At 62.4% G+C, this 18837-nt stretch carries 12 protein-coding genes; 6 read left to right on the top strand and 6 right to left on the bottom strand.

The window, feature by feature from the left end; genetic code table 11:
• Positions 1–65: 65 nt before the first annotated feature.
• The 3 genes from pepQ (at position 66) to R1T44_RS10295 (ending at position 4338) form a co-directional block, all read left to right on the top strand.
• Positions 66–1430 carry a Xaa-Pro dipeptidase gene (pepQ, locus tag R1T44_RS10305; RefSeq protein WP_317291952.1) on the top strand — a complete coding sequence of 455 codons (1365 nt, stop codon included), beginning with the start codon at positions 66–68 and terminating at the stop codon, positions 1428–1430.
• A gap of 347 nt (positions 1431–1777) precedes the next feature.
• Positions 1778–2836 (top strand): hydrolase, encoded by a 1059-nt coding sequence (locus R1T44_RS10300; RefSeq protein ID WP_043334253.1) that lies wholly within the window; start codon positions 1778–1780, stop codon positions 2834–2836.
• A gap of 332 nt (positions 2837–3168) precedes the next feature.
• Positions 3169–4338, top strand: coding sequence for a dicarboxylate/amino acid:cation symporter (locus tag R1T44_RS10295; protein ID WP_131432039.1), 1170 nt, complete (start codon positions 3169–3171; stop codon positions 4336–4338).
• A 189-nt stretch (positions 4339–4527) separates the two neighbouring features.
• On the opposite strand, the gene msrA is transcribed toward R1T44_RS10295, so the two are convergent.
• On the bottom strand, positions 4528–5166 hold the full coding sequence (msrA, locus tag R1T44_RS10290; RefSeq protein WP_131432038.1) for a peptide-methionine (S)-S-oxide reductase MsrA: 639 nt from the start codon (positions 5164–5166) through the stop codon (positions 4528–4530).
• A gap of 49 nt (positions 5167–5215) precedes the next feature.
• Between msrA and R1T44_RS10285 the strand changes: the two genes are divergently transcribed.
• Positions 5216–5692 (top strand): YchJ family protein, encoded by a 477-nt coding sequence (locus R1T44_RS10285; RefSeq protein WP_284726089.1) that lies wholly within the window; start codon positions 5216–5218, stop codon positions 5690–5692.
• Positions 5693–5868: 176 nt separating this feature from the next.
• Here the strand turns inward: R1T44_RS10285 and tamB are convergent, their stop codons facing one another.
• From tamB to R1T44_RS10270, 3 genes are all read right to left on the bottom strand, one after another.
• On the bottom strand, positions 5869–10086 hold the full coding sequence (tamB, locus tag R1T44_RS10280; protein ID WP_317291951.1) for an autotransporter assembly complex protein TamB: 4218 nt from the start codon (positions 10084–10086) through the stop codon (positions 5869–5871).
• Positions 10087–10178: 92 nt separating this feature from the next.
• Positions 10179–12242 carry an autotransporter assembly complex protein TamA gene (gene tamA / locus R1T44_RS10275; RefSeq protein WP_284726091.1) on the bottom strand — a complete coding sequence of 688 codons (2064 nt, stop codon included), beginning with the start codon at positions 12240–12242 and terminating at the stop codon, positions 10179–10181.
• A 153-nt stretch (positions 12243–12395) separates the two neighbouring features.
• Positions 12396–13604 (bottom strand): hypothetical protein, encoded by a 1209-nt coding sequence (locus R1T44_RS10270; RefSeq protein ID WP_284726092.1) that lies wholly within the window; start codon positions 13602–13604, stop codon positions 12396–12398.
• Positions 13605–14258: 654 nt separating this feature from the next.
• Here R1T44_RS10270 and R1T44_RS10265 point away from each other — a divergent pair.
• Positions 14259–14843: a superoxide dismutase gene (locus tag R1T44_RS10265; protein ID WP_317291950.1), complete on the top strand. Its 585-nt coding sequence runs from the start codon at positions 14259–14261 to the stop codon at positions 14841–14843.
• Between the two features lie 417 nt (positions 14844–15260).
• Positions 15261–16388 (top strand): alcohol dehydrogenase family protein, encoded by a 1128-nt coding sequence (locus tag R1T44_RS10260; protein ID WP_284726093.1) that lies wholly within the window; start codon positions 15261–15263, stop codon positions 16386–16388.
• 191 nt (positions 16389–16579) lie between these two features.
• Here the strand turns inward: R1T44_RS10260 and R1T44_RS10255 are convergent, their stop codons facing one another.
• Positions 16580–17866 (bottom strand): nucleotide sugar dehydrogenase, encoded by a 1287-nt coding sequence (locus tag R1T44_RS10255; protein ID WP_284726094.1) that lies wholly within the window; start codon positions 17864–17866, stop codon positions 16580–16582.
• Positions 17867–17869: 3 nt separating this feature from the next.
• Positions 17870–18754, bottom strand: a complete 885-nt coding sequence (galU, locus tag R1T44_RS10250; RefSeq protein ID WP_054556681.1) for a UTP--glucose-1-phosphate uridylyltransferase GalU — start codon at positions 18752–18754, stop codon at positions 17870–17872.
• Positions 18755–18837: the final 83 nt, after the last annotated feature.

Raw genomic sequence — 18837 nt, 5'->3', positions numbered from 1 at the left:
TCACCTCACGCCATTGACGTTTACTCACCCAGGTCAGGCGTGCCGACCGTTTGCAAGGAAACATGATGTCTGACAGCCAGCTCAACGACCCGACACTCACCCACGCCGCGGCACACCGCGCGCATCTGGCGGCGCTGCAATCCGGCTACGAAGTTGCCATGCAGCAGCATGATCTGGACGCCATCGTGCTGCACAGTGGCAAACCGAAGCGGCATTTCGCCGATGATCAGGATGCCAGCTTCAAATCCCATGCCCATTTCCTGCACTGGGTGCCGATGGCGGGTCTCAGCGATAGCTGGCTGGTGATTCGCCCGGGCGAGCGCCCGACGCTCTACCTCTATGCCCCCGATGACTTCTGGCATCTGTCACCCAGCCTGCCGACGCCGGACACTGCGCCCTGGGCCGAGCAGTTCGAGATCGTCCATCTGCGCAAGCCGACACTGCCACAGCGTCCCGAGGGTCGCGTGGCGCTGCTGGGCGAGATCGCCGAGCTTCAGCCGCAGGTGGTCAGTGAGCTTGAGGCACTGCCCAACCCGGTCGGCCTGGTGCGCCAGCTCGACGAGGGGCGCGTCTGCAAGAGCGAATTCGAGATCGCCTGTCTTGAAGAAGCCAGCCTGCGCGCCGCGCGTGGCCATCTGGCTGCCCGGCGCACCTTCATGGAAGGCGGCGCGGAGCTTGATATCCAGCTGGCCTATCTTGGCGCGTCTCGGCAACGGGAATCGGATGTGCCCTACGGCAACATCGTCGGTCTCAACGCGCATGCCGCGGTTTTGCATTACCAGCATTATGCTTTGCAGGCCCCCGTCGCCCGTCACAGCCTGCTGGTGGATGCCGGCGCCAGCGTGCACGGCTATGCCTCTGACATCACGCGCAGCTGGGCGGGCGATGATGCGCTGCCGCTCTATCGCGCGCTGATCGAGGGCGTGGAGGCGCTGCAGAAGCGTCTGATCGCAAGACTCGCGCCCGGGGTGGACTACGTCGACCTGCACCTCGAGATGCATCGTGAGCTGGGTGAGCTGCTGCGGGAACTGGGCGTGGTGTCCCTGCCCGCCGAGGATCAGGTCGCTCAAGGCATCACGGCAGCCTTCTGCCCACATGGTCTCGGGCACCTGCTGGGGCTGCAGGTCCATGATGTGGCGGGTCGCATTCCTGATCACACCACCGGCGACATCCGTCATCCGCCGCAAGGTCACCCGATGCTGCGCCTGACGCGTGTGCTCGAGACCGGCATGGCCATCACCATCGAACCGGGCTGCTACATCATCCCCATGCTGCTGGAGCCGCTGCGCAACGATGCACGTGGTGAGCATATCGACTGGAAGCTGGTCGAGGCGCTGGCACCGCATGGCGGTGTGCGTATCGAGGACAATCTGGTCATCACCACAGACGGTGCCCTCAATCTGACGCGCAGCCCGGCCACGGGCCTGTAATCAGGCCTGTCACAACACTGTCCGGGTCTCTCGCTGTGACGATTGCCGTCACATGCCTGCCTCACGCCGCCATGGGCCCTGTGCCGATGGCGGCTTTTTGTCGCGTAGCCCGAGGCTGAGTATTCGAGCACTAGGCAAACAATGTGATCCAGGGCCAAGCTTTCGCCATTGACATCGATGCGTATGCTGCACTGCGACTAGCGATTGGCGTCGCCAAGTGAAATGATGCCAACGATATCCATGCAGAAATTCCTGTCAGATCTTGCTGCAGGCCACCGCCATCAAGGGCATGTCCATCACCCGACCACCAACGTCATCGCCCTGGCCTGCCACTGGAGCTACCTCACATGCCGCACTCCATCTTCACGTCAGAGTTTCGCCCTGCCCTTGGCCTGCGCAATCGCCATGTCCAGACCTTGTTGCCCCGATTTCTGCCCCGCGCGCCCCTGAGTCGACGCACCGAGATTCTCAATCTTCCCGATGGTGACTTCGTCGAGCTCGCCTGGGTCATCAGCGACGGTCATGAAAAGCGGGAGCGTACGACGGCCCTGAGCGACGATGCGCCCCTGTTCGTGCTGTTTCATGGCCTTGAGGGTGACTTGAGTTCGCCCTACGCCCGTGAGCTGCTCAATGCGGCCGCCCGGATGGGCTGGCGACCGGTGATGATGCATTTCCGTGGCTGCGGGCAATCTCCCAACCGCCTGCCACGCGCCTATCACAGCGGAGATACCGCAGACGCCTATTGGGTGCTCGGCGAGCTGGGGCGACGCTACCCGCACGCCATCAAGGTCGCCTGTGGCGTATCGCTGGGCGCCAACATGCTGCTCAAGCTGGTGGCCGAGCAAGGCGGTGATGGTCTGGACCTGGCCGGCGCGATCGCCATCAGCGCCCCGCTGGACCTGGCGGCCAGCGCGGACGTGCTCAATCAGGGCTTCTCGCGTCTCTACCAGCGCCATCTGCTCAAGGGCTTGAAGGCCAAGGTGGCGGCGAAGCTTGCCAATGGCCCGCTACCCATCTCGATCGGAGCGCATCAGCTGACCCAGCTCAACAGTTTCTGGGCCTATGACAACGAAGTCACCGCGCCCCTGCACGGCTTCACCTCAGCGAGTGATTACTACACGCGCTCCTCGGCGGGGCGTCTGCTGAGCGAGATCGAACTGCCGACGCTGATACTGCAATCACTGGATGACCCCTTCATGCCACGCGATCTCTTCGCACGCTTCCACCAACCCTCCGAGGCCGTGCGTATCGAGCTCAGTGAGCGCGGTGGGCATGTCGGCTTCGTCGAGTGGCGCCGTGGGCGACTGAGCTCCTGGTTGGCTCGTCGTGTCAGTCAGCAGCTGGATGCCTGGAGCGGGCTGCCCAAGCCGCAAGCGCAGGCAGAGGTGCAGAGCGAAGCGCACTGAGCTGGCTGCATTGAACCGGCTGCATCGAACTGGCTGCATCGTCCGTGATTCAGGCGCCACACGCTTCCCCTCCCTGGCTTTCTTGTCTTCGGCTTTCCTCGCCTCTTTTCGTTTCTCCCGCCCTTGCTCGCCTTCCCACCCTCAGATCCGGTGGGAAGCTCTTAACCCTGCCTATGACCGTATGCTTTTCAGAATGGCCAGATCTTGAGCAACAAAAATGATAACGGTATATAGATAGTATCGCGTGTAGGGTGACACGGATCACTGTCACGATTCAGGGAGAATGGTAGACTGCGCGCCCATCCTACGTTCAAGACTCTACTGGCCTGATAATGAACCTGATTTTTCGCCTGGTGCTCGGCATCGTGGCTGGCATACTGCTGGGACAATGGGCTCCCGAATCCCTGATCCGCGCCCTGCTGACCTTCAAGGTACTGTTCGGTGAGCTGCTGGAATACGCCATTCCGCTGATCATCCTGTTCTTCATCATGAGCGGGATCGCACGTCTCGAGCGCTCCTCGGGCCGTCTGCTGACCCTGACCATCGTGCTGGCCTATGCCTCGACCACGCTGGCAGGACTGTTGGCGGGCATCGTCGGGCTGGAGGTCGTGCCGCATATCGTGCAACAGGACCAGCTGCCGGTCAGTCATGCCATCAAGCACTTGAGCCCCTACTTCACGCTGGATATTCCGCCGCTGACCGATATCAGCACCGCCCTGGTGACGGCCTTCCTGTTCGGCATCGGCATTTCCGCCACCGAGCATGACGGCATGCGCCAGCTGGCCGACGGCGGCCGCGACATCGTCGAACGCTTCATTGCCAAGGCGTTGATTCCTGCCCTGCCGTTCTATATTGCCGGCCTGTTCTGCGAGATGACGATCGCCGGCACGGTAGCCAATACCCTCAAGAGCTTCGGCATGATCCTGCTGCTGGCACTGACCCTGCACTGGCTGTGGCTGAGCTTGCTCTACGTCACCAGCGGCACCAGCACCGGTCGCTCGCCCATGAAGGCGCTGGCCCACATGCTGCCCGCCTACTTCACCGCCGCTGGCACCATGTCTTCCGCGGCCACGATTCCGGTCACCGTGCGCCAGATGCACCTCAATCACATCTCGCCGTCCGTGGCGAGCTTTGCGGTGCCGTTGCTGGCCACCATCCACATGTGCGGCAGTGCCATCACGCTGACCGTGTGCGCCATTGGCGTGATGCTGGTCACTCCCTCACTGGCAACGCCCGAGCTCACCACCCTGCTGCCGTTCATCGCCGCGCTGGGCGTGACCATCATTGCCGCACCCGGCTCGCCCGGTGGGGCCGCGATGACCTCGGTGGGCGTATTGCAGAGCCTGCTGGGCTTCGATGCCGCCGCCGTCGGCCTGATGATGGCGCTCTATCTGGCGCAGGACAGCTTCGGCACCGCGTGCAACGTCACCGGCGATGGTGCCCTGGTGCAGTGGATCGATCGCTTTGCGGAAGCCGAGCAGGATCGACAGCGCTACCGCTGACACTGTGCCTCGCCGCACCTGACCGACAGCGTTTTCTGACAAAAGCTGTTTCTGACCGAAATCTGTTTCTGAAAGAACAAAGCCTCATGGCGGCCGTGTACTGCGCGGCGACCATGAGGCTTTCGTGTCTCTCAGCGGCAATCTCTCGTCTCATGACGGCATGCCCTGCCTGTCATGACTGCCGGGCTCTCAGCCGATGGGGCAACTGATTCCCGTGCCTTTCAGGCCGCAGTAGCCACCCGGATTCTTGGCCAGATACTGCTGGTGATATTCCTCGGCGTAGTAGAACTCGCGCAGCGGTGCGACCTCGGTGGTGATGCGGCCGAGACCGGACTGGTCCAGCGCCTGCTGGTAGTCGGCCATGCTCTTCTCGACGATGGCGCGCTGGTCTTCGCGGGTGTAATAGATTGCGCTGCGGTACTGGTTGCCGATGTCATTGCCCTGACGCATGCCCTGGGTCGGGTCATGGGCCTCGAAGCTGGCCCGCAGGATCTCCGGCAGGCCGATCACCGTCGGGTCAAAGATCACGCGTACGACCTCGGTGTGGCCTGTCTTGCCGGTGCAGGTCTCTTCATAACTCGGGTTCGGCGTATGGCCGCCGGCATAACCGACCGCCGTCACCTTGACGCCCGGCAGCTGCCAGAAGAGGCGCTCGGCTCCCCAGAAGCAGCCCAGCCCCAGCACGATCTCCTCACACTCACTGTCGAACGGCGGTACAATCGAGCGGCCATTGACGTGATGAACGCCGCTGATGCGTACCGCTTCACTGCGCCCTGGCAAGCTGTCCTGCGCTGAAGGAATGGTCTGCTTATCTTCCGTTATCCACATGGCGGACTCTCTCCTGTGTCGCGTCGTGCAATCGTGTATAGGTTCAATGATGTCATCTCTGCCCCCCAAGATCTGCCCCTGCCAGCCCAACAGCGCAAAGGCGCGACGCTACGCCGATTGCTGTCAGCCGATTCATGCTGACATCACCCGCGCCGAACGCCCCGAGCAATTGATGCGCGCTCGCTACAGTGCCTTCTGCCTGTCGCTGAGTGACTTCCTGATCGACAGCTGGGACCCGGCCCATTGCCCGGCACGCGCCGAACTCGAAGGCGCTGGCCCGCAGTGGCTGGCATTGGAGATTCTGGACAGCGGACAAGACGCCGATACCGGCATGGTACGCTTTCATGCCACCTTCTTCGAGCAGGGAAAGTTCCAACAATTGCAGGAACTTAGCCGCTTTCATCACGATGGCCATCACTGGCGTTATGTCGACGGTGATGCCGAGTGGCAGACACTGACGCCGGGGCGCAACAGCCTGTGTCCCTGTGGCAGCGGCAAGAAGATCAAGCGTTGCTGCACTGCGTGACCGTCAGCGTCTTGTGCTGACGCGCGTGCGCTTGAGCTCTCGAGCATAAGCGTTGCGAGCCCTTCGAAACGAGCGCTTTGAGACAAGCTCATTGAAACGCCCCCTCCAAAACGAGACAGCCCCCACCGAACCTGTCGATGGGGGCTGAACCTGTGGCAATCAATTGGCCTGACGTGTCATCTGTCCTTGCCGACTCTGGGCGCCAGCTCGCTGCGACCCAGCGAGAAGCTGTAGAGCAGATCCACGGCCTGCGCCGTGCCGGACACCGCTTCGGCATACAGATTGCGGAACAGCTTGTAGCGCAGTGTCAGCTCCGCGATCGGCGAGAACAGCCCGACGCCGTAACTGAGCTTCAGGTCCGGGGCGATATAGCCGCTGACCACCACCTGGCTGTCATCGCCGCTGCCGGAGCTATCCAGACTCAGGTCACGCACGCCGAAGGTTTCCCCGATCTGGCCGACCACCTGGCCACTTTGCGCCAATGACATGCCGATCAAGGCGGACGTGACCGCACTGTCACTGCTGGTGTCGCTGTCCAGGCCTTCGCCGCGCAGCAGATAACTCAGTGCCGAGGATTCATCCATCGACGGGTCCGAGAAGATCTCGACGCTGGGTGACGAGGCAAGCCCCGTCACACGCACCCCTGCGGTCACGTCATCCTCGGTGTTGTCAGGATCACGGATCGCCTCGATATTCAGACGCGGGCTCGAGGGCGGCCCGGCCAGCAACACCTGCCCCTTGCTGATCTGCAGGTCCTGCCCGAAGCTCTTGTAGGTCCCGTCGACCAGATTGACCTCACCGAAAACCTGCACGCCGCCCTTGGACTGACGCACATCGAGATCGCCTCTGAGCTTGGTCTTGAGTCCCATCGCCTCCAGGCGTGCATCCGGTCCGATATGGATGCCGATACGCACATCCAGCGCCATGCCGGCTTCGTTGAGCGCCTTGGCGGTATCGCTGCCATCGGCAAGCTCGGCCGGGTTGGAGGTGTCCTCATCATTGGGGCGCTCGATGATGATGGTGTCACTGGAGGGTGACACGGCAGACGGCGGCACCTGGTCCACTTCGATGCGTGTCCACGGCACCTTGACGTCCCCCCGCAGCTTGAGCAGCGTGGGGCTGGCATTGATCTCGAGATCCGGCGCGACGCGCATGCGGCCGATCCCGGCGATATGCAGCTCGAGCGGATTCTTCACGCCGTCGAGGTTCAATGACGCCGTCCAGTCCTCAAGCGTCGGCCAGGCCGCCTCGCCATCGATGCCCCAGCGCGCATCATTGCCCACCAGATAGCCATCGATATCGGCACTGTTGCCATCGAAGTCGACGGTGAACTGGGCATCCGACAGCGACACCGGCAGGCCTTCGCCCTGTACCTTGACGCCGGTCAGCGCGATCGGGCCGGTCAACGACGGCAGGCTCAGGTTGCCGCCGACCTCGACGTCACCCGCCAGCTTGCCTTCCAGTTGAGTCATGCCCGCCACCAGCGGACGATACGGCGAGAGGTCGATGTCGCGGATGGCCAGCGAGCCATCCAGCTGGCCTGCGCCGGCCGGGTCGAGGACCGACACGGTGAGACCGATGCCGCCAGCGCTGTCGAGGCGAATCTGGGTATCGAGATCGGCCTTGTCGGGTGTGGCCTCCAGCGCCAGTTGCAGGGTGGTCTCGGGCAGTGACCAGGCATTGCCGTCGGCGTCTTCGCCGGCCAGCGTCAACTTGCCCGCCAGCTCCGCGTCAGCATTCCAGCGTTGGCCACCCTGCTGCCAGCTTGCCGTGATCTTGCCGCCCGTGGCACCGCCGATGGTCCAGCTCTCCGGCATGGCGCTCTGGGCCATGTCCAGCGGAATCCCCTCGAGAGTCACCACGGCCTGACCGTCGTTACCCGCGCTCAAGGGCTCGGCGACACAGATCTGGCCGCCCTGTTCGCGACTCAGACAGAACGGCTGCACCAGCACGCTGCCCTTGGCGAGATTGGCATCGAAGCTCGCCGGTGTGTCGAAGTTGAAGTCCCCGAAATCGGTATTCGCCGTCAGCGGAGACAGCGCACCGCGATAATGCTCACGCGCCCTGTCGAGCCCCCCCTTGAGGGTCAGCCCCAGACGAGAAAGCGGCATCTCACCCGCCATCTCGGTATCGAACTGCAGGGTGTGATCGCTCAGGAAGCCCCCCAGCGTCAGCGCGACCGTCGCGATCTGCTGTCCGCCAGCTCTGACATCATCGGCATTGAGGGCGATATCCAGCGCCGGGTCATCAATGCCCCGCTTGCGGGCATCGACCCCAGCTGACAGCGCCATGTCGGAGATACGGTTCTCACCGATCTGCAGGCGCCGTGCGGTGAAGTTGCTGGCCAGCTGAGGTTTATCGAGCGTGCCCGAGGCATCGATCTTGCCCTTGAGCTCACCCGCGATATCCGGCATCAGGGTCGAGAGCGCCGGAAAATCGATGTTGGCCGCCAGGGTGATGGTCTTGGCAATCTTGCCATTGGCGCTCAGACGGTTCTGGCCCTGGCGCAGCTCCAGCGCGTTGACGTCCCACTGCATGTCGGCATTGCCTGAAAGCTTGCCGGTCAGCGTGAGCGGACGCTCGAGCAAGGTGCCATGGATATCCAGCTTGCTGACATCGACGGCCCACGGTCCTTGCTGCGGCTGATGGAAGCTGGCCACGAGATTGCCGCTCAGCTCACCACGCACGGCTTTCTGTCCTCCTCCGGCCGGGGCCGGCAGCAAGTCTTCGGGATGCAGCTTGTCGAGGGCCAGCTCAGCGGCGACCTGGATACCTTCCTGCCAGTGAATCTCGCCACGGGTGGTGGCGGAGCCACGCTTGAGGGCGATCTTGAGCGGCTGCCAGCGGTAATGCGCGAGATCGCCGTCGCCTGCCAATGACAAGGTGGCGCGCGGAATGTCACGCCCCTCGATGATGGCGTCCAGCGTGGTCGTATACCCCGACAGTGAGCCCTTGGCGACCAGAGCCAGATTCTCGACGCTATAGTCGGGCGTGAAGGAGGCAGCGGCAGCGGTGCCAGACGTATTCTTGCCATCCTTGGCTTGGGTCGCTGTCTGAGCGCCTTTCTGCGCATCAGCGGAGGTGTCATCAGAGGCATCAGAGGCATCAGAGGCATCAGAGGCATCAGAGGCATCAGAGGCATCAGTGACGGCAGCAAAGGGCCAGGTGATCCGCTCGGAGCTCAGGCGCGCCTCGAAGGGCAGATCGCTGTCCAGTACATCCGCGCTGGCCACAAGCTCAGCGGCAAGTGGGCCGTCGGCCTTGAGAGAGGCTTCAAGATCCGCCAGCGAGCCTTCCAGAGACAGGCGCAGCTTTTCATGACGCACGGGATCAATCAGGGTCTCGGCATTGAGCGTGGCGCTCAGGGGATACTCGTCCTTCAAGGTGACCTGCGCCACGAGATCGGCGTTCACGTCGCGGGAGTCGACCTCGAGACGCGAGAGCGTGATGTCATGCCCTTCCGCCTTGAGCGCCAGCGACAGGCGACTGACCTCATACGGGCTTGGCCCCTCAAGTGCAAAGTCTTCGATGGCGAGGTCGGGAACCTCGATGGTCAGCGGAATATAGATTTCCGGCAAGGCGATGCGTCCGGCCTGTGCTGTCTCATCCGTGGTTTCAGCGGCAGTCTTGCCAGACACATCTACGGCGTCATCCGTGATGGCCTTGTTCGAGATGGCCTTGGCGGCGCTCTCGGCTTGAGACGCCACGACCTGAGTGCTGACCACTGCACTTGCCGCTTGCTGAGCCTCAGGCGTGATGCTCACTCCCTCGAGGCTGGCAGTGTCTGACGTCGCTTGAGCCGCGGCGGCATCGGCCGGAATGAAACGACTGGTGATCAGCCGTGTCTCGCCCAGCGTCAGCGTACTCACTGACAGCGCAGCCGAGGTATGGAAATGATCGAAGGTGACGCGACTGCCATCCGCCAGCGCCAGGGCGAAGTCATCAATGGCGACCTTGCGCACCTCGATGGGAATCGGCACCACGATGGGCACGTTGAGGCTCTCACCGCTCTCCGGTTCCGGCTCAGCGCTGGCACCGCTATCGCTCAGAGTGATCGCGAGGCCACTGGACTCCAGCGACTCGAGACACAGCTTGCCCTTGAGCAGACAGTCCTCGCCCCAGGCCAGCGACAGGGAATCGGCATTGACGGCCAGCCCCGGCAGGTCCAGCGAGACGTCCTTGAGCGACAGTGCATCCAGCGGTGAGCCGGAGGCCTGAGAGTAATCGATGAAGCCACGCGAGCGCGCCTGATCGAGCACCAGCCCGGTGCCCCACGGGGACAGCACGCCCCCGACCAGCAGCATCGTCAGCCCGATCAGGAACACGAGCAGCCATATCAGCAACCGGATGACCAGGCCGCCCCGACGTACATAGGGATTAGACAATTCCAACATCTCCATATCTTTTTTATCAGCTCACCCGCTCAGCTGATGGTCCTTTGCTGGCGCTTGATCCGCACGACACTCGCTCAAGAGACGCGAGCCGCTCAGAATTCCGGCCCGATCGAGAAGTGAATACGGTAATCGTTGTCATCGTCATCGAAGGGATGGGCGATATCGAGACGAATCGGCCCTACCGGCGAGATCCAGCGAATCCCCATACCGGCCGCCGTCTTGAGCTCGAGTGCGTCCCAGCCATTGAAGGCGTTACCGGCGTCATAGAAGGTCGCGCCCCACCAGTCGCCGGTCAGGCGGTAATCGTATTCCAGGCTGCTGGTGAGCAACGAGCTACCGCCTTCCAGGTCGCCGTCGTCATCTTCCGGGGCGAGTGTCTCGTAGGAATAGCCACGCACACTGTTGTCGCCCCCGGTGAAGAAGCGCATCGAAGGTGGCATGTCATCAAAGTTGTCGGTATCGACGTGGCCGACGCCCATGCGCGCCACGAAACGATGGTTGTCGCCGATGGAGCGTATCCAGTTGGTGTTGAACTGGGAGCGCAGGAAGGTCACGTCCGAGCCCCACATCTGATCGCCGTATTCGAAGGTCAGCTGTTGGCGGTCGCCCCACATCGGGAAGGTCTTGGGGCGCGTGCGGGTACGGTTCCAACTCACGCCGGGATACAGCAGCAATACGGCCCCGGATTCGTCCGCCTGGGTGTAGTCCTCATAGGTGGAACCGAAGAACACGCGCTGGGTCCAGCCGTTGTCGAACTTCCACTCGCGGGTAAAGCGCACGGTGGTCTCGAGACTCTCGGTATCTTCATCATCGGTGTTCGACATCCCGTACTCGAGGACATAGCTATCCTTGAGCGGGTCTTCGAGCGGCATGCGGTATTCGCCCTCGAAGGTCTGTTCCGGCGAAGACAGGAACAGGCTGTTGGTCAGGCTATGACCATAGCGATTGACCCACGGCATCTCCCAGCTGAACTGCAGCCGTGGCCCGACATCCGTCGCGTAGCCGATACCGGTCTCGAACTTGTGACGGTCAGCGGGAATCAGGCTGATGTCCACGGGGATGATGGGGCCGTTGGCCGTCTTGACCGCGGCCTCCAGCGCATCGCCCGTCAGCACCGGCGTGCCGTTGCCGGCGGCTTCGGTAGTGCCAGCCACAGCGGAGTCAGCATCATCAGCATTCACGGTGGCCTGCGCAGCAGAGACCGTCGTGTCCGAGCGGGACGCCGCGTCAGCGCGGCGGCTCTCATCCCCCGTCTCGATTTCAGCCCTTTCGACATCGGCAAGCCATGAGCCCTCATACCCCTGTGCCTCGGCATAGGGAGTCTTGATCTCGCTGTCGGGACTGGTGGTCTTGAGTTCGGCGCCCGGATTGAGCTGTGGCTTGATCGCGGCCGAGCGGAACCAGCCGGCCTCACTCAGCCGCTGGTTGAACTGGGTCAACTTGCCGGCTTCGTAATAATCGCCAGCCTCGAACGGCTGCATGGCCTTGACGCGATCCAGCTCTATCTGACTGTTGAGGTAGTTGATATCACCGAAGCGGTAGCGCTGACCGCTCTGCATGACCAGATAGATGCGTGCCGAGTGCAGCCAGGGGCGTACCTCGATACGCTGCTGGGAGAAGGAGGTGTCGAAATAGCCGCGTTCGAGGCTGAGTGACGTCAGGGTCGACTTGAGGCTGTCATAGCGTGAGTGACGCAGCACATCGCCTTCCTCGAGGTCGGCGTCGGCCAGCACCTTCTTCATGACCTTGTCGCGTGCGGCGTCGCCCTCGAGTCGCAGCTCCAAGGTCTCGATGGTGACCGGCTCACCGGCATCCACCGTCACGACCACATCATCGCCGCCCAGCAACCCCTTCTCGGGATAGCTGAGCGTGATCTGGGCATCGTAGTAACCGAAGGCCTGCAGCGCTTCCTGAGTGCGCCGGATGATCTCATCCTCATAACGCTCGGCCGGTGCATCGCCCTCAAGCGTCATCCCGGCCAGGAAGTTGACCACGTTAGTGGCCGTCGCGCCCTTGACGCCCTTGACGGCGGCATCGATCGCCAGGGCCTGCGGCGCGAAGCACAGGCCGCCACACACGATCAGCGGCGTTAGATAGCGATGCGGCAAACCGCGCGTCCCGGTCGCTCGAGCAGACTCTTTGTTGTCGCCACTCATGATTCGTCCTTTGTTGAGTGCTGGTGGAAAGCACTGTCCATCGTTCCCATTCATCATGTCGTGCGGCGCTCGGTCATCACGGGGCGTGTCACATGACCCGCCAGAGTGGCGGACCACGCCATATCTCATTGCTTATATACCTGCGGAGCCAGCTCAGCGACGTTCCAGTCGGCTGACGCGCTGCTCAAGCTCAGATACCTGGCCCAGCAGCGACGCGACACGGCCACTCAGCTGACGGCGACTGGCGTCCAGCGAGCGCAACTGCTCTCGCGTGTCCTCTGACGCCCCCTGAGAACTGGCTTCCAGGCCGGCACTGAGCGCTGTCTGCTGACGGCGCAGCTCACCCAGCTGGGAGTCCAGTGAGCGTTGCGCGGTCTCAAGCGCTGCCAGCTCGTCAAGCGGCGCGAAACGGCCCTTGAGCTTGCTGGCCAGTTCATCACCATCGGCGGCCGCCACTGGCTCCGGCAGTGCCTTCAGCGTCTCGCCCAGTTGCTGCTGCGATTGCTGCAAGGCGCGCGTCTGGGTCTGTTGCGTGGCCAGGTCCGTCTTGAGTGCCGTGAGGCGAGTCTCGAGCGAGGCCAACTGCTCGGCGCTAACGCTTTCAATATTGCTCTCAACCTCGCTCTCAATATCGCTCTGCAAGCTCTCGATGCGGGAAGCCAGCGTATCCAGAGTGCTGGAGGTCTTTTCCACCAGCGGCTCGAGGTGCTCAAGCGTGGCCGACTGGGCATCCAGACGCGCGCCCAGCGCTGCACGGCCATCACGGCTGAGGGATTCCAGCGCCGCCATCGAGCCTTGCAGCGCCGTGATCAGGGTCGCGTGATTATCACCTGTCTGGGCAAGCGTCGTGACGCGACCATCCAGGCGATCAAGCGCCTCGTCCATGGCGGTCAGACGCTCTTGAGCGTCATCCGCGTCCTTCGCCACCTTGTCTTCCAGCGTCTCGAGGCGTGCGACGGCCTCACTGGACAGGGACGCCTTGTCCTCCTGCAGGGTGGTCAGCGCCGGCACGACAGTGTCATTCAACTGGCTGTCCAGGGCGCTGAGTTGCTCACCCAATGCATCACGCAGCTCGCTCAGGCGCTCATCGCCCTGCTGCTCAAGCTGGACCACGGAACGTTCGAGCTGGCTGACTCGCGCGCCGAGCTGATCGCGTTGATCGCCCCCGAGGGTCTGCAGGTCATGCAGCTGCCACTGTTGCCAGCCCACCACGCCCCCCAGGGCGAGGAGGCAAAGCCACGTCGGCCAGCGTCTGGGCGCGGGGGGACGGGTGTGATGCACGCCAAGCGCATCGTCGGGACGCGCGACCAGCGCATCGTCCGGTGAGTCATTGAGAGACGGTTCAGCGTTGTGCGGCCGCATTCTGGCTCCAGGTCCGGCAAACGATCAGCAGCGAAAGGTTCAGCGCAGCATCTTCAGGGCGGCGCAAGACGACCGGAAGTGCGCTTTTTCGCCTTTCTGTATAAAAATACAGTCATGCAGGTTCTGCAAAAGATAAGTCACGGTTCACGTACAGGAAATCGAGTCTAACAGCTGACCTCGGTCATCTCATCAGGTTCCCGCCACGGCCCGTCATCGAGGGCAAAGTGGCAGGAATATGGCAAAAGCCTGGCAATGCACGCGAGCCTTGCAAGACGCTTGAGAGGACCCCGCGGTCAGTGCCCACCAGCGTTGGCCTGTCGATGTCTGGGTGCTATAGTGCCAGACACTGCGATACGCGCAGCCTCTGTCTTCGTAGCTATCTGGATTCACAAGGTTTTTCACGCTGATTGCACATTTCATGCGCGTAGCCACGGCATGAAGGATGCACGGCGAGTCATGCACTTTCGCCCTTGCCCGCTGCCTGAGCGGGTGGCCAGTTTCAGGGCCGGGAGTGATGCTGGTCGCGGAGCTTGAGTCTGTGCTTGTCTGACCCTCTTCCATCACGCGATGGCAGGTCAGGCATTGAAATACTCAGCCCCAAGCCCCACGAAGGCAGAGTACGACCCAATTGGTGAGGAAAAGGAGCTGATCCCCATGGCATTTGAACTTCCAGCACTGCCGTACGAAAAGAACGCACTCGAGCCGGCCATCTCTGCCGAGACCCTTGAGTACCATTACGGCAAGCATCACCAAGCCTACGTCACCAAGCTGAACAGCATGGTCGAAGGCACTGCTGACGCAGAAAAATCTCTCGAAGAGATCATCCAGAGCGCCCAGGGTGGTCTGTTCAACCAGGCAGCTCAGGTGTGGAACCACACCTTCTACTGGCACTGCCTGTCCCCGAATGGTGGTGGCGAGCCGTCCGGCCCGCTGGCAGACGCCATCGTGGCCAAGTGGGGCTCCGTTGCTGACTTCAAGGAAGCCTTCAACACTTCCGCCGCTGGCAACTTCGGTTCCGGTTGGACCTGGCTGGTCAAGAACGCCCAGGGCGAGCTGGAAATCGTCAACACTGACGACGCTGACACCCCGATCGCCAAGTCTGGTCAGACTCCGCTGCTGACCGTCGACGTCTGGGAGCACGCCTACTACGTCGACTACCGCAATGCGCGTCCGAAATACCTGGAAAGCATCTGGAACATCATCAACTGGGAATTCGCTGCACAGAACTTCGCAGCCTGAGCTTTTCCAGCTTGAGTTTGGCTAGATCGAGCTTGGCTAGCCTCAGGAGGTCGAGTCGTTTACCGCTCGAGACTCCAGCTGAGCCAAGGCATTCAACGTCACCCTGATATGACGCCTGGATGCCCTGCTCTGAAAACCCCGCCACCTGGCGGGGTTTTTTTCGTTCAAGACAACGTCACCCAGCCGCGAGCCTGCTACACGCAAGGCTTGGCTACGCTGTATGCACCACCAGGAGAAGAATCTCGTCTGACGACTTGCAAATGACGGCGTTGCCCCTATCTAATGATGCAGAGGTAGAACGTATGCTCTACCTCGTTGCGTACCCTTGATCGCTCACAGGGATTCGACGACAAGAGACTCGACGACATTGTTGGCACACACTGCTTGAAATACATACTTTGAAAAAAGGGAATACCGATGCCCACTGACACCTCGACCTCCTCACTGCCCGACTCCATGCTGGCGATCGTGACCACCGGCCATGGGGGTTATGAATGCCTCGAGACGCAGCAGCGCCCGGTGCCGACACCCGGTGAAGGCGAGGTGCTGATCAAGGTGCTGGCGGCTGGCATGAACAACACCGAGATCAATACGCGCCTGGGCTGGTATTCCTCCACGATCACTACCGCGACCCAACAGGCCAGCAGCGCGCATGACAACGCGGATGCAGACGCGGCGACCGACAAGCCGGCGCCGCCGGAAGGTGGCTGGAAGGGAGAGACACCCTTTCCCCTGATACAGGGCACGGATTGCTGTGGCGAGGTGGTGGCATTGGGCCCGAATGCGGATGCCAGCCTGCTGGGCAAGCGCGTGCTGGTACGCTCCTGCATGCGCAGCGAGGGCTGGGACTCACTGGAAAATGAATGGATGGGCTCGGATTTCGACGGCGCCTTCGCGCAGTTCGTCAGCGTGCGCGCCAGTGAAGTGTTCGCGGTGGACTGTGACTGGAGCGATGTCGAGCTTGGCTCCCTGCCCTGCGCCTATGGCACGGCGGAAAACATGCTCGAACAGGCAGAGCTCAAGGCGGGCGAGCGTGTGCTGATTCTGGGCGCCTCGGGCGGGGTCGGTTCCGCTGCATTGCAGCTGGCCAAGCGCCGCGGCGCGACGGTGTATGCCGTGGCGGGCGTTGCCAAGCATGAGGCTCTTGCAGACCTTGGCGCCGACAGGCTTCTGGACCGCAAGGCCGACCTGCTCGAGCTGCTGGGCCACGAAAGCGTCGATCTGGTGGTCGACAATGTCGCGGGTGACAACTTCCCGGTCATGATGAAACTGCTTGCGCGTGGCGGCCGTCTGGTGACCACCGGCGCCATCGCCGGCCCGATGGTGACGCTGGACCTGCGCGACCTGTACCTCAAGAACCTGCGCCTGCTTGGCACCACTGCCTGGTGTGAAGCCACCTTCCCCAATCTGATCCGCTATGTGGAGCAAGGCGAGATTCGCCCGCTGATCGCGGCCAGCTTCCCGCTGACCGAGATCGTCACTGCGCAACAGCAGTTTCTGAGCAAGGGCCACGTGGGCAAGTTCGTGCTCGAGCCCTGGGCCTGAAGACAGCCTGGCGGTCATGATGTAAAGCCCGGCGGCCTAGATTTCAAACCTGAGCCCCACGACAAAAAGCCCTCATCCGGAACCGGACGAGGGCTTTTGCATACCGAGTACGCAAGGGTCAGCCTGAAGGTGCGTCAGTCTGAGAGAACATCAACTTCAGAGCGCGTCAGCCTGACCCACCGAGATACCCGTCAGGGGCTGGCACGGCGGCCGATGCCGCGATAGACCAGTCCCTGGCTTGCCACGTAACGCGGGTCGAAGATGTTGCGGCCATCGAGCACCAGGCCCGCGCCCAGCTCACGCTTCAGGCGCTGCCAGTCCGGGTTCCAGTAGCACTTCCACTCGGTGACCAGCATCAGGGCATCAGCGCCCTCCAGGGCGTCATACATGTTGCCATCGACCAGCTCCAGCAACGGGTGCGCACCACGGGCCTCACCCAGCGCCGACAAGGCCGCGGGGTCATGCACGCGCACGCGCACGCCCTGGGCCCACAGCGCCTCAAGCAGGGTCAAGACCGGCGCATGGTCGATACGCGCGGTACCCGGCTTGAAGGCCGCGCCCCAGATCGCCACGGTACGACCGCGCAATTCACCATCGAAGTGCTGCCACAGCTTGCGGAACAGCGTCTCCTTCTTGGCCTCGTTGATGTCGAGCACATGCTCGAGCAGCATCGATTCCCGCCCTGTCTGGTGCTGGACATCGGCCAGACGCATCAGGTCACGCGAAAAGTTCGGGCCGCCGAACCCACAGCCCGGATAGAGATAGCCGAAGCCGATACGCGGGTCGGCGCCCATGCCCTGACGCACATATTCCACATCGACGCCGAGGGAGTCGGACAGACCCGCCACTTCGTTCATGTAGCTGATACGCGTCGCGAGCATGCCGTTGATGGCCAGCTTGGTCAGTTCGGCGGCGCGGCGCGGCATGATCTGGAAGACATCTTCACGCCGGTTGAAGGCACGCAGCAGCTCCTGCACCCGCAGGGTGGCAGGTTCCGCTTCGCTGCCCAGCAACCAACGGGCCGGACGCTCGAAGGTGGCCAATGAACGCCCCTCCTCCAGCATGTCCGGCAAGGCGACGGCGTACTGGTCGTCACGCGGCAGCAACGCCTCGAAACGCTCGGTCGTACCCACCGGGAAGGTCGAGTTGTTGACCAGCACCAGCGGCTCATCCAGGGTCGCCACCAGCTGCTCGACTCGGCTCAGCGCGCTTTCGCGCTGGTCCGGCGAGACGGCGATCCAGTGGATATCGATGCGCCGCAGTGACTCGAGGTCCTCGATGAGAGTGAGATCGCCCCGCTCCCGATGGCGATCAAGACGTTCGCGCAGGCCTGGCTCACTGTTCAACCAGTCGACGCGTTCCAGGGCAGCCCAGTCCATGTCCTCATGTGGCCACCACCAGACACGGTGACCCACGCTCGCCAGAGCGGCGCTGGCCGTTGCCGCCGCCAGTTCGCTTCCGTGCACCAGCACCTGCATGGCTTATTTCTCCTGGTAGCGAGTCAGCAGCTCGCGGAAGCCTTCACCGAAGGTCGGGTGACGCTTGGCGAAGGAAAGAGTCGCTTCAAGATAGCCCAGCTGGTGACCGCAATCGTAGGTATCACCGGCCATGCGGTAGGCCGCGACGGCCTTGTCGTCACGCAGGGTGTCGATGGCATCGGTCAGCTGGATCTCACCACCCGCGCCCGGCGGAGTGTTCTCCAGAAGCTCGAAGATACGACCCGGCAACAGATAACGGCCGATGACCGCCAAGGTCGACGGCTCGGTGCCCGGGGCCGGTTTTTCGACCATGCCATTGATCAGGGCGGACTTGCCGGCTTCCGGCGTGTCACCGTCAATCGCGACGATACCGTACTTGTAGGCCATGTCCTGCGGGACATTCTCGACCATGATCTGAGCGGCGTTGGTGGCTTCGTAGGCCTCCATCATGCGCGCCAGGTCATTCTTCTCGAGACCTTCGCCATCGACCAGCACGTCCGGCAGCATGACGATGAACGGCTCATCACCGACGATCGGCTTGGCACACAGCACGGCGTGGCCCAGGCCCAGCGGCTCCGGCTGGCGCACGCTGATGATCTTGACGTCATCCGGAATGATGTTACGCAGCTGTTCGAGCAGCTCGAGCTTGCCCTTGGCTTCCAGGGTGGTTTCCAGCTCGAAGTGCTTGTCGAAGTGGTTCTCGATGGCATTCTTGCTGGAATGGGTGACCAGCACGATTTCCTTGATACCGGCTGCGACCGCTTCTTCCACCACATATTGGATCACCGGCTTGTCGACGATGGTGATCATTTCCTTGGGGATGGCCTTGGAGGCCGGGAGGCAACGTGTGCCGAGACCAGCAACAGGCAGAACAGCCTTGCGTATCATGTAGCGTCTTCCTTGTGTCTATGTCGTGGTGAAGCCCGTCGAAGGACCTTCACCGGGTTACTGTCGTCGAAGCCAATCAACGA

The organism is Cobetia amphilecti (assembly GCF_032923285.1).
In the GTDB taxonomy this organism is placed as follows: domain Bacteria; phylum Pseudomonadota; class Gammaproteobacteria; order Pseudomonadales; family Halomonadaceae; genus Cobetia; species Cobetia amphilecti.
This window is presented reverse-complemented; position numbering and strand designations above follow the sequence as displayed.

Excerpts from the sequence above, each read along its gene's own strand:
- R1T44_RS10255 (WP_284726094.1), bottom strand. The coding sequence starts at position 17,866 with ATGCAGGTGCTGGTGCACGGAAGCGAACTGGCGGCGGCAACGGCCAGC.
- tamB (WP_317291951.1), bottom strand. The coding sequence starts at position 10,086 with ATGTTGGAATTGTCTAATCCCTATGTACGTCGGGGCGGCCTGGTCATC.
- R1T44_RS10285 (WP_284726089.1), top strand. The coding sequence starts at position 5,216 with ATGTCATCTCTGCCCCCCAAGATCTGCCCCTGCCAGCCCAACAGCGCA.
- msrA (WP_131432038.1), bottom strand. The coding sequence starts at position 5,166 with ATGTGGATAACGGAAGATAAGCAGACCATTCCTTCAGCGCAGGACAGC.
- R1T44_RS10295 (WP_131432039.1), top strand. The coding sequence starts at position 3,169 with ATGAACCTGATTTTTCGCCTGGTGCTCGGCATCGTGGCTGGCATACTG.
- galU (WP_054556681.1), bottom strand. The coding sequence starts at position 18,754 with ATGATACGCAAGGCTGTTCTGCCTGTTGCTGGTCTCGGCACACGTTGC.
- R1T44_RS10260 (WP_284726093.1), top strand. The coding sequence starts at position 15,261 with ATGCCCACTGACACCTCGACCTCCTCACTGCCCGACTCCATGCTGGCG.
- R1T44_RS10265 (WP_317291950.1), top strand. The coding sequence starts at position 14,259 with ATGGCATTTGAACTTCCAGCACTGCCGTACGAAAAGAACGCACTCGAG.
- pepQ (WP_317291952.1), top strand. The coding sequence starts at position 66 with ATGTCTGACAGCCAGCTCAACGACCCGACACTCACCCACGCCGCGGCA.
- R1T44_RS10300 (WP_043334253.1), top strand. The coding sequence starts at position 1,778 with ATGCCGCACTCCATCTTCACGTCAGAGTTTCGCCCTGCCCTTGGCCTG.
- R1T44_RS10270 (WP_284726092.1), bottom strand. The coding sequence starts at position 13,604 with ATGCGGCCGCACAACGCTGAACCGTCTCTCAATGACTCACCGGACGAT.
- tamA (WP_284726091.1), bottom strand. The coding sequence starts at position 12,242 with ATGAGTGGCGACAACAAAGAGTCTGCTCGAGCGACCGGGACGCGCGGT.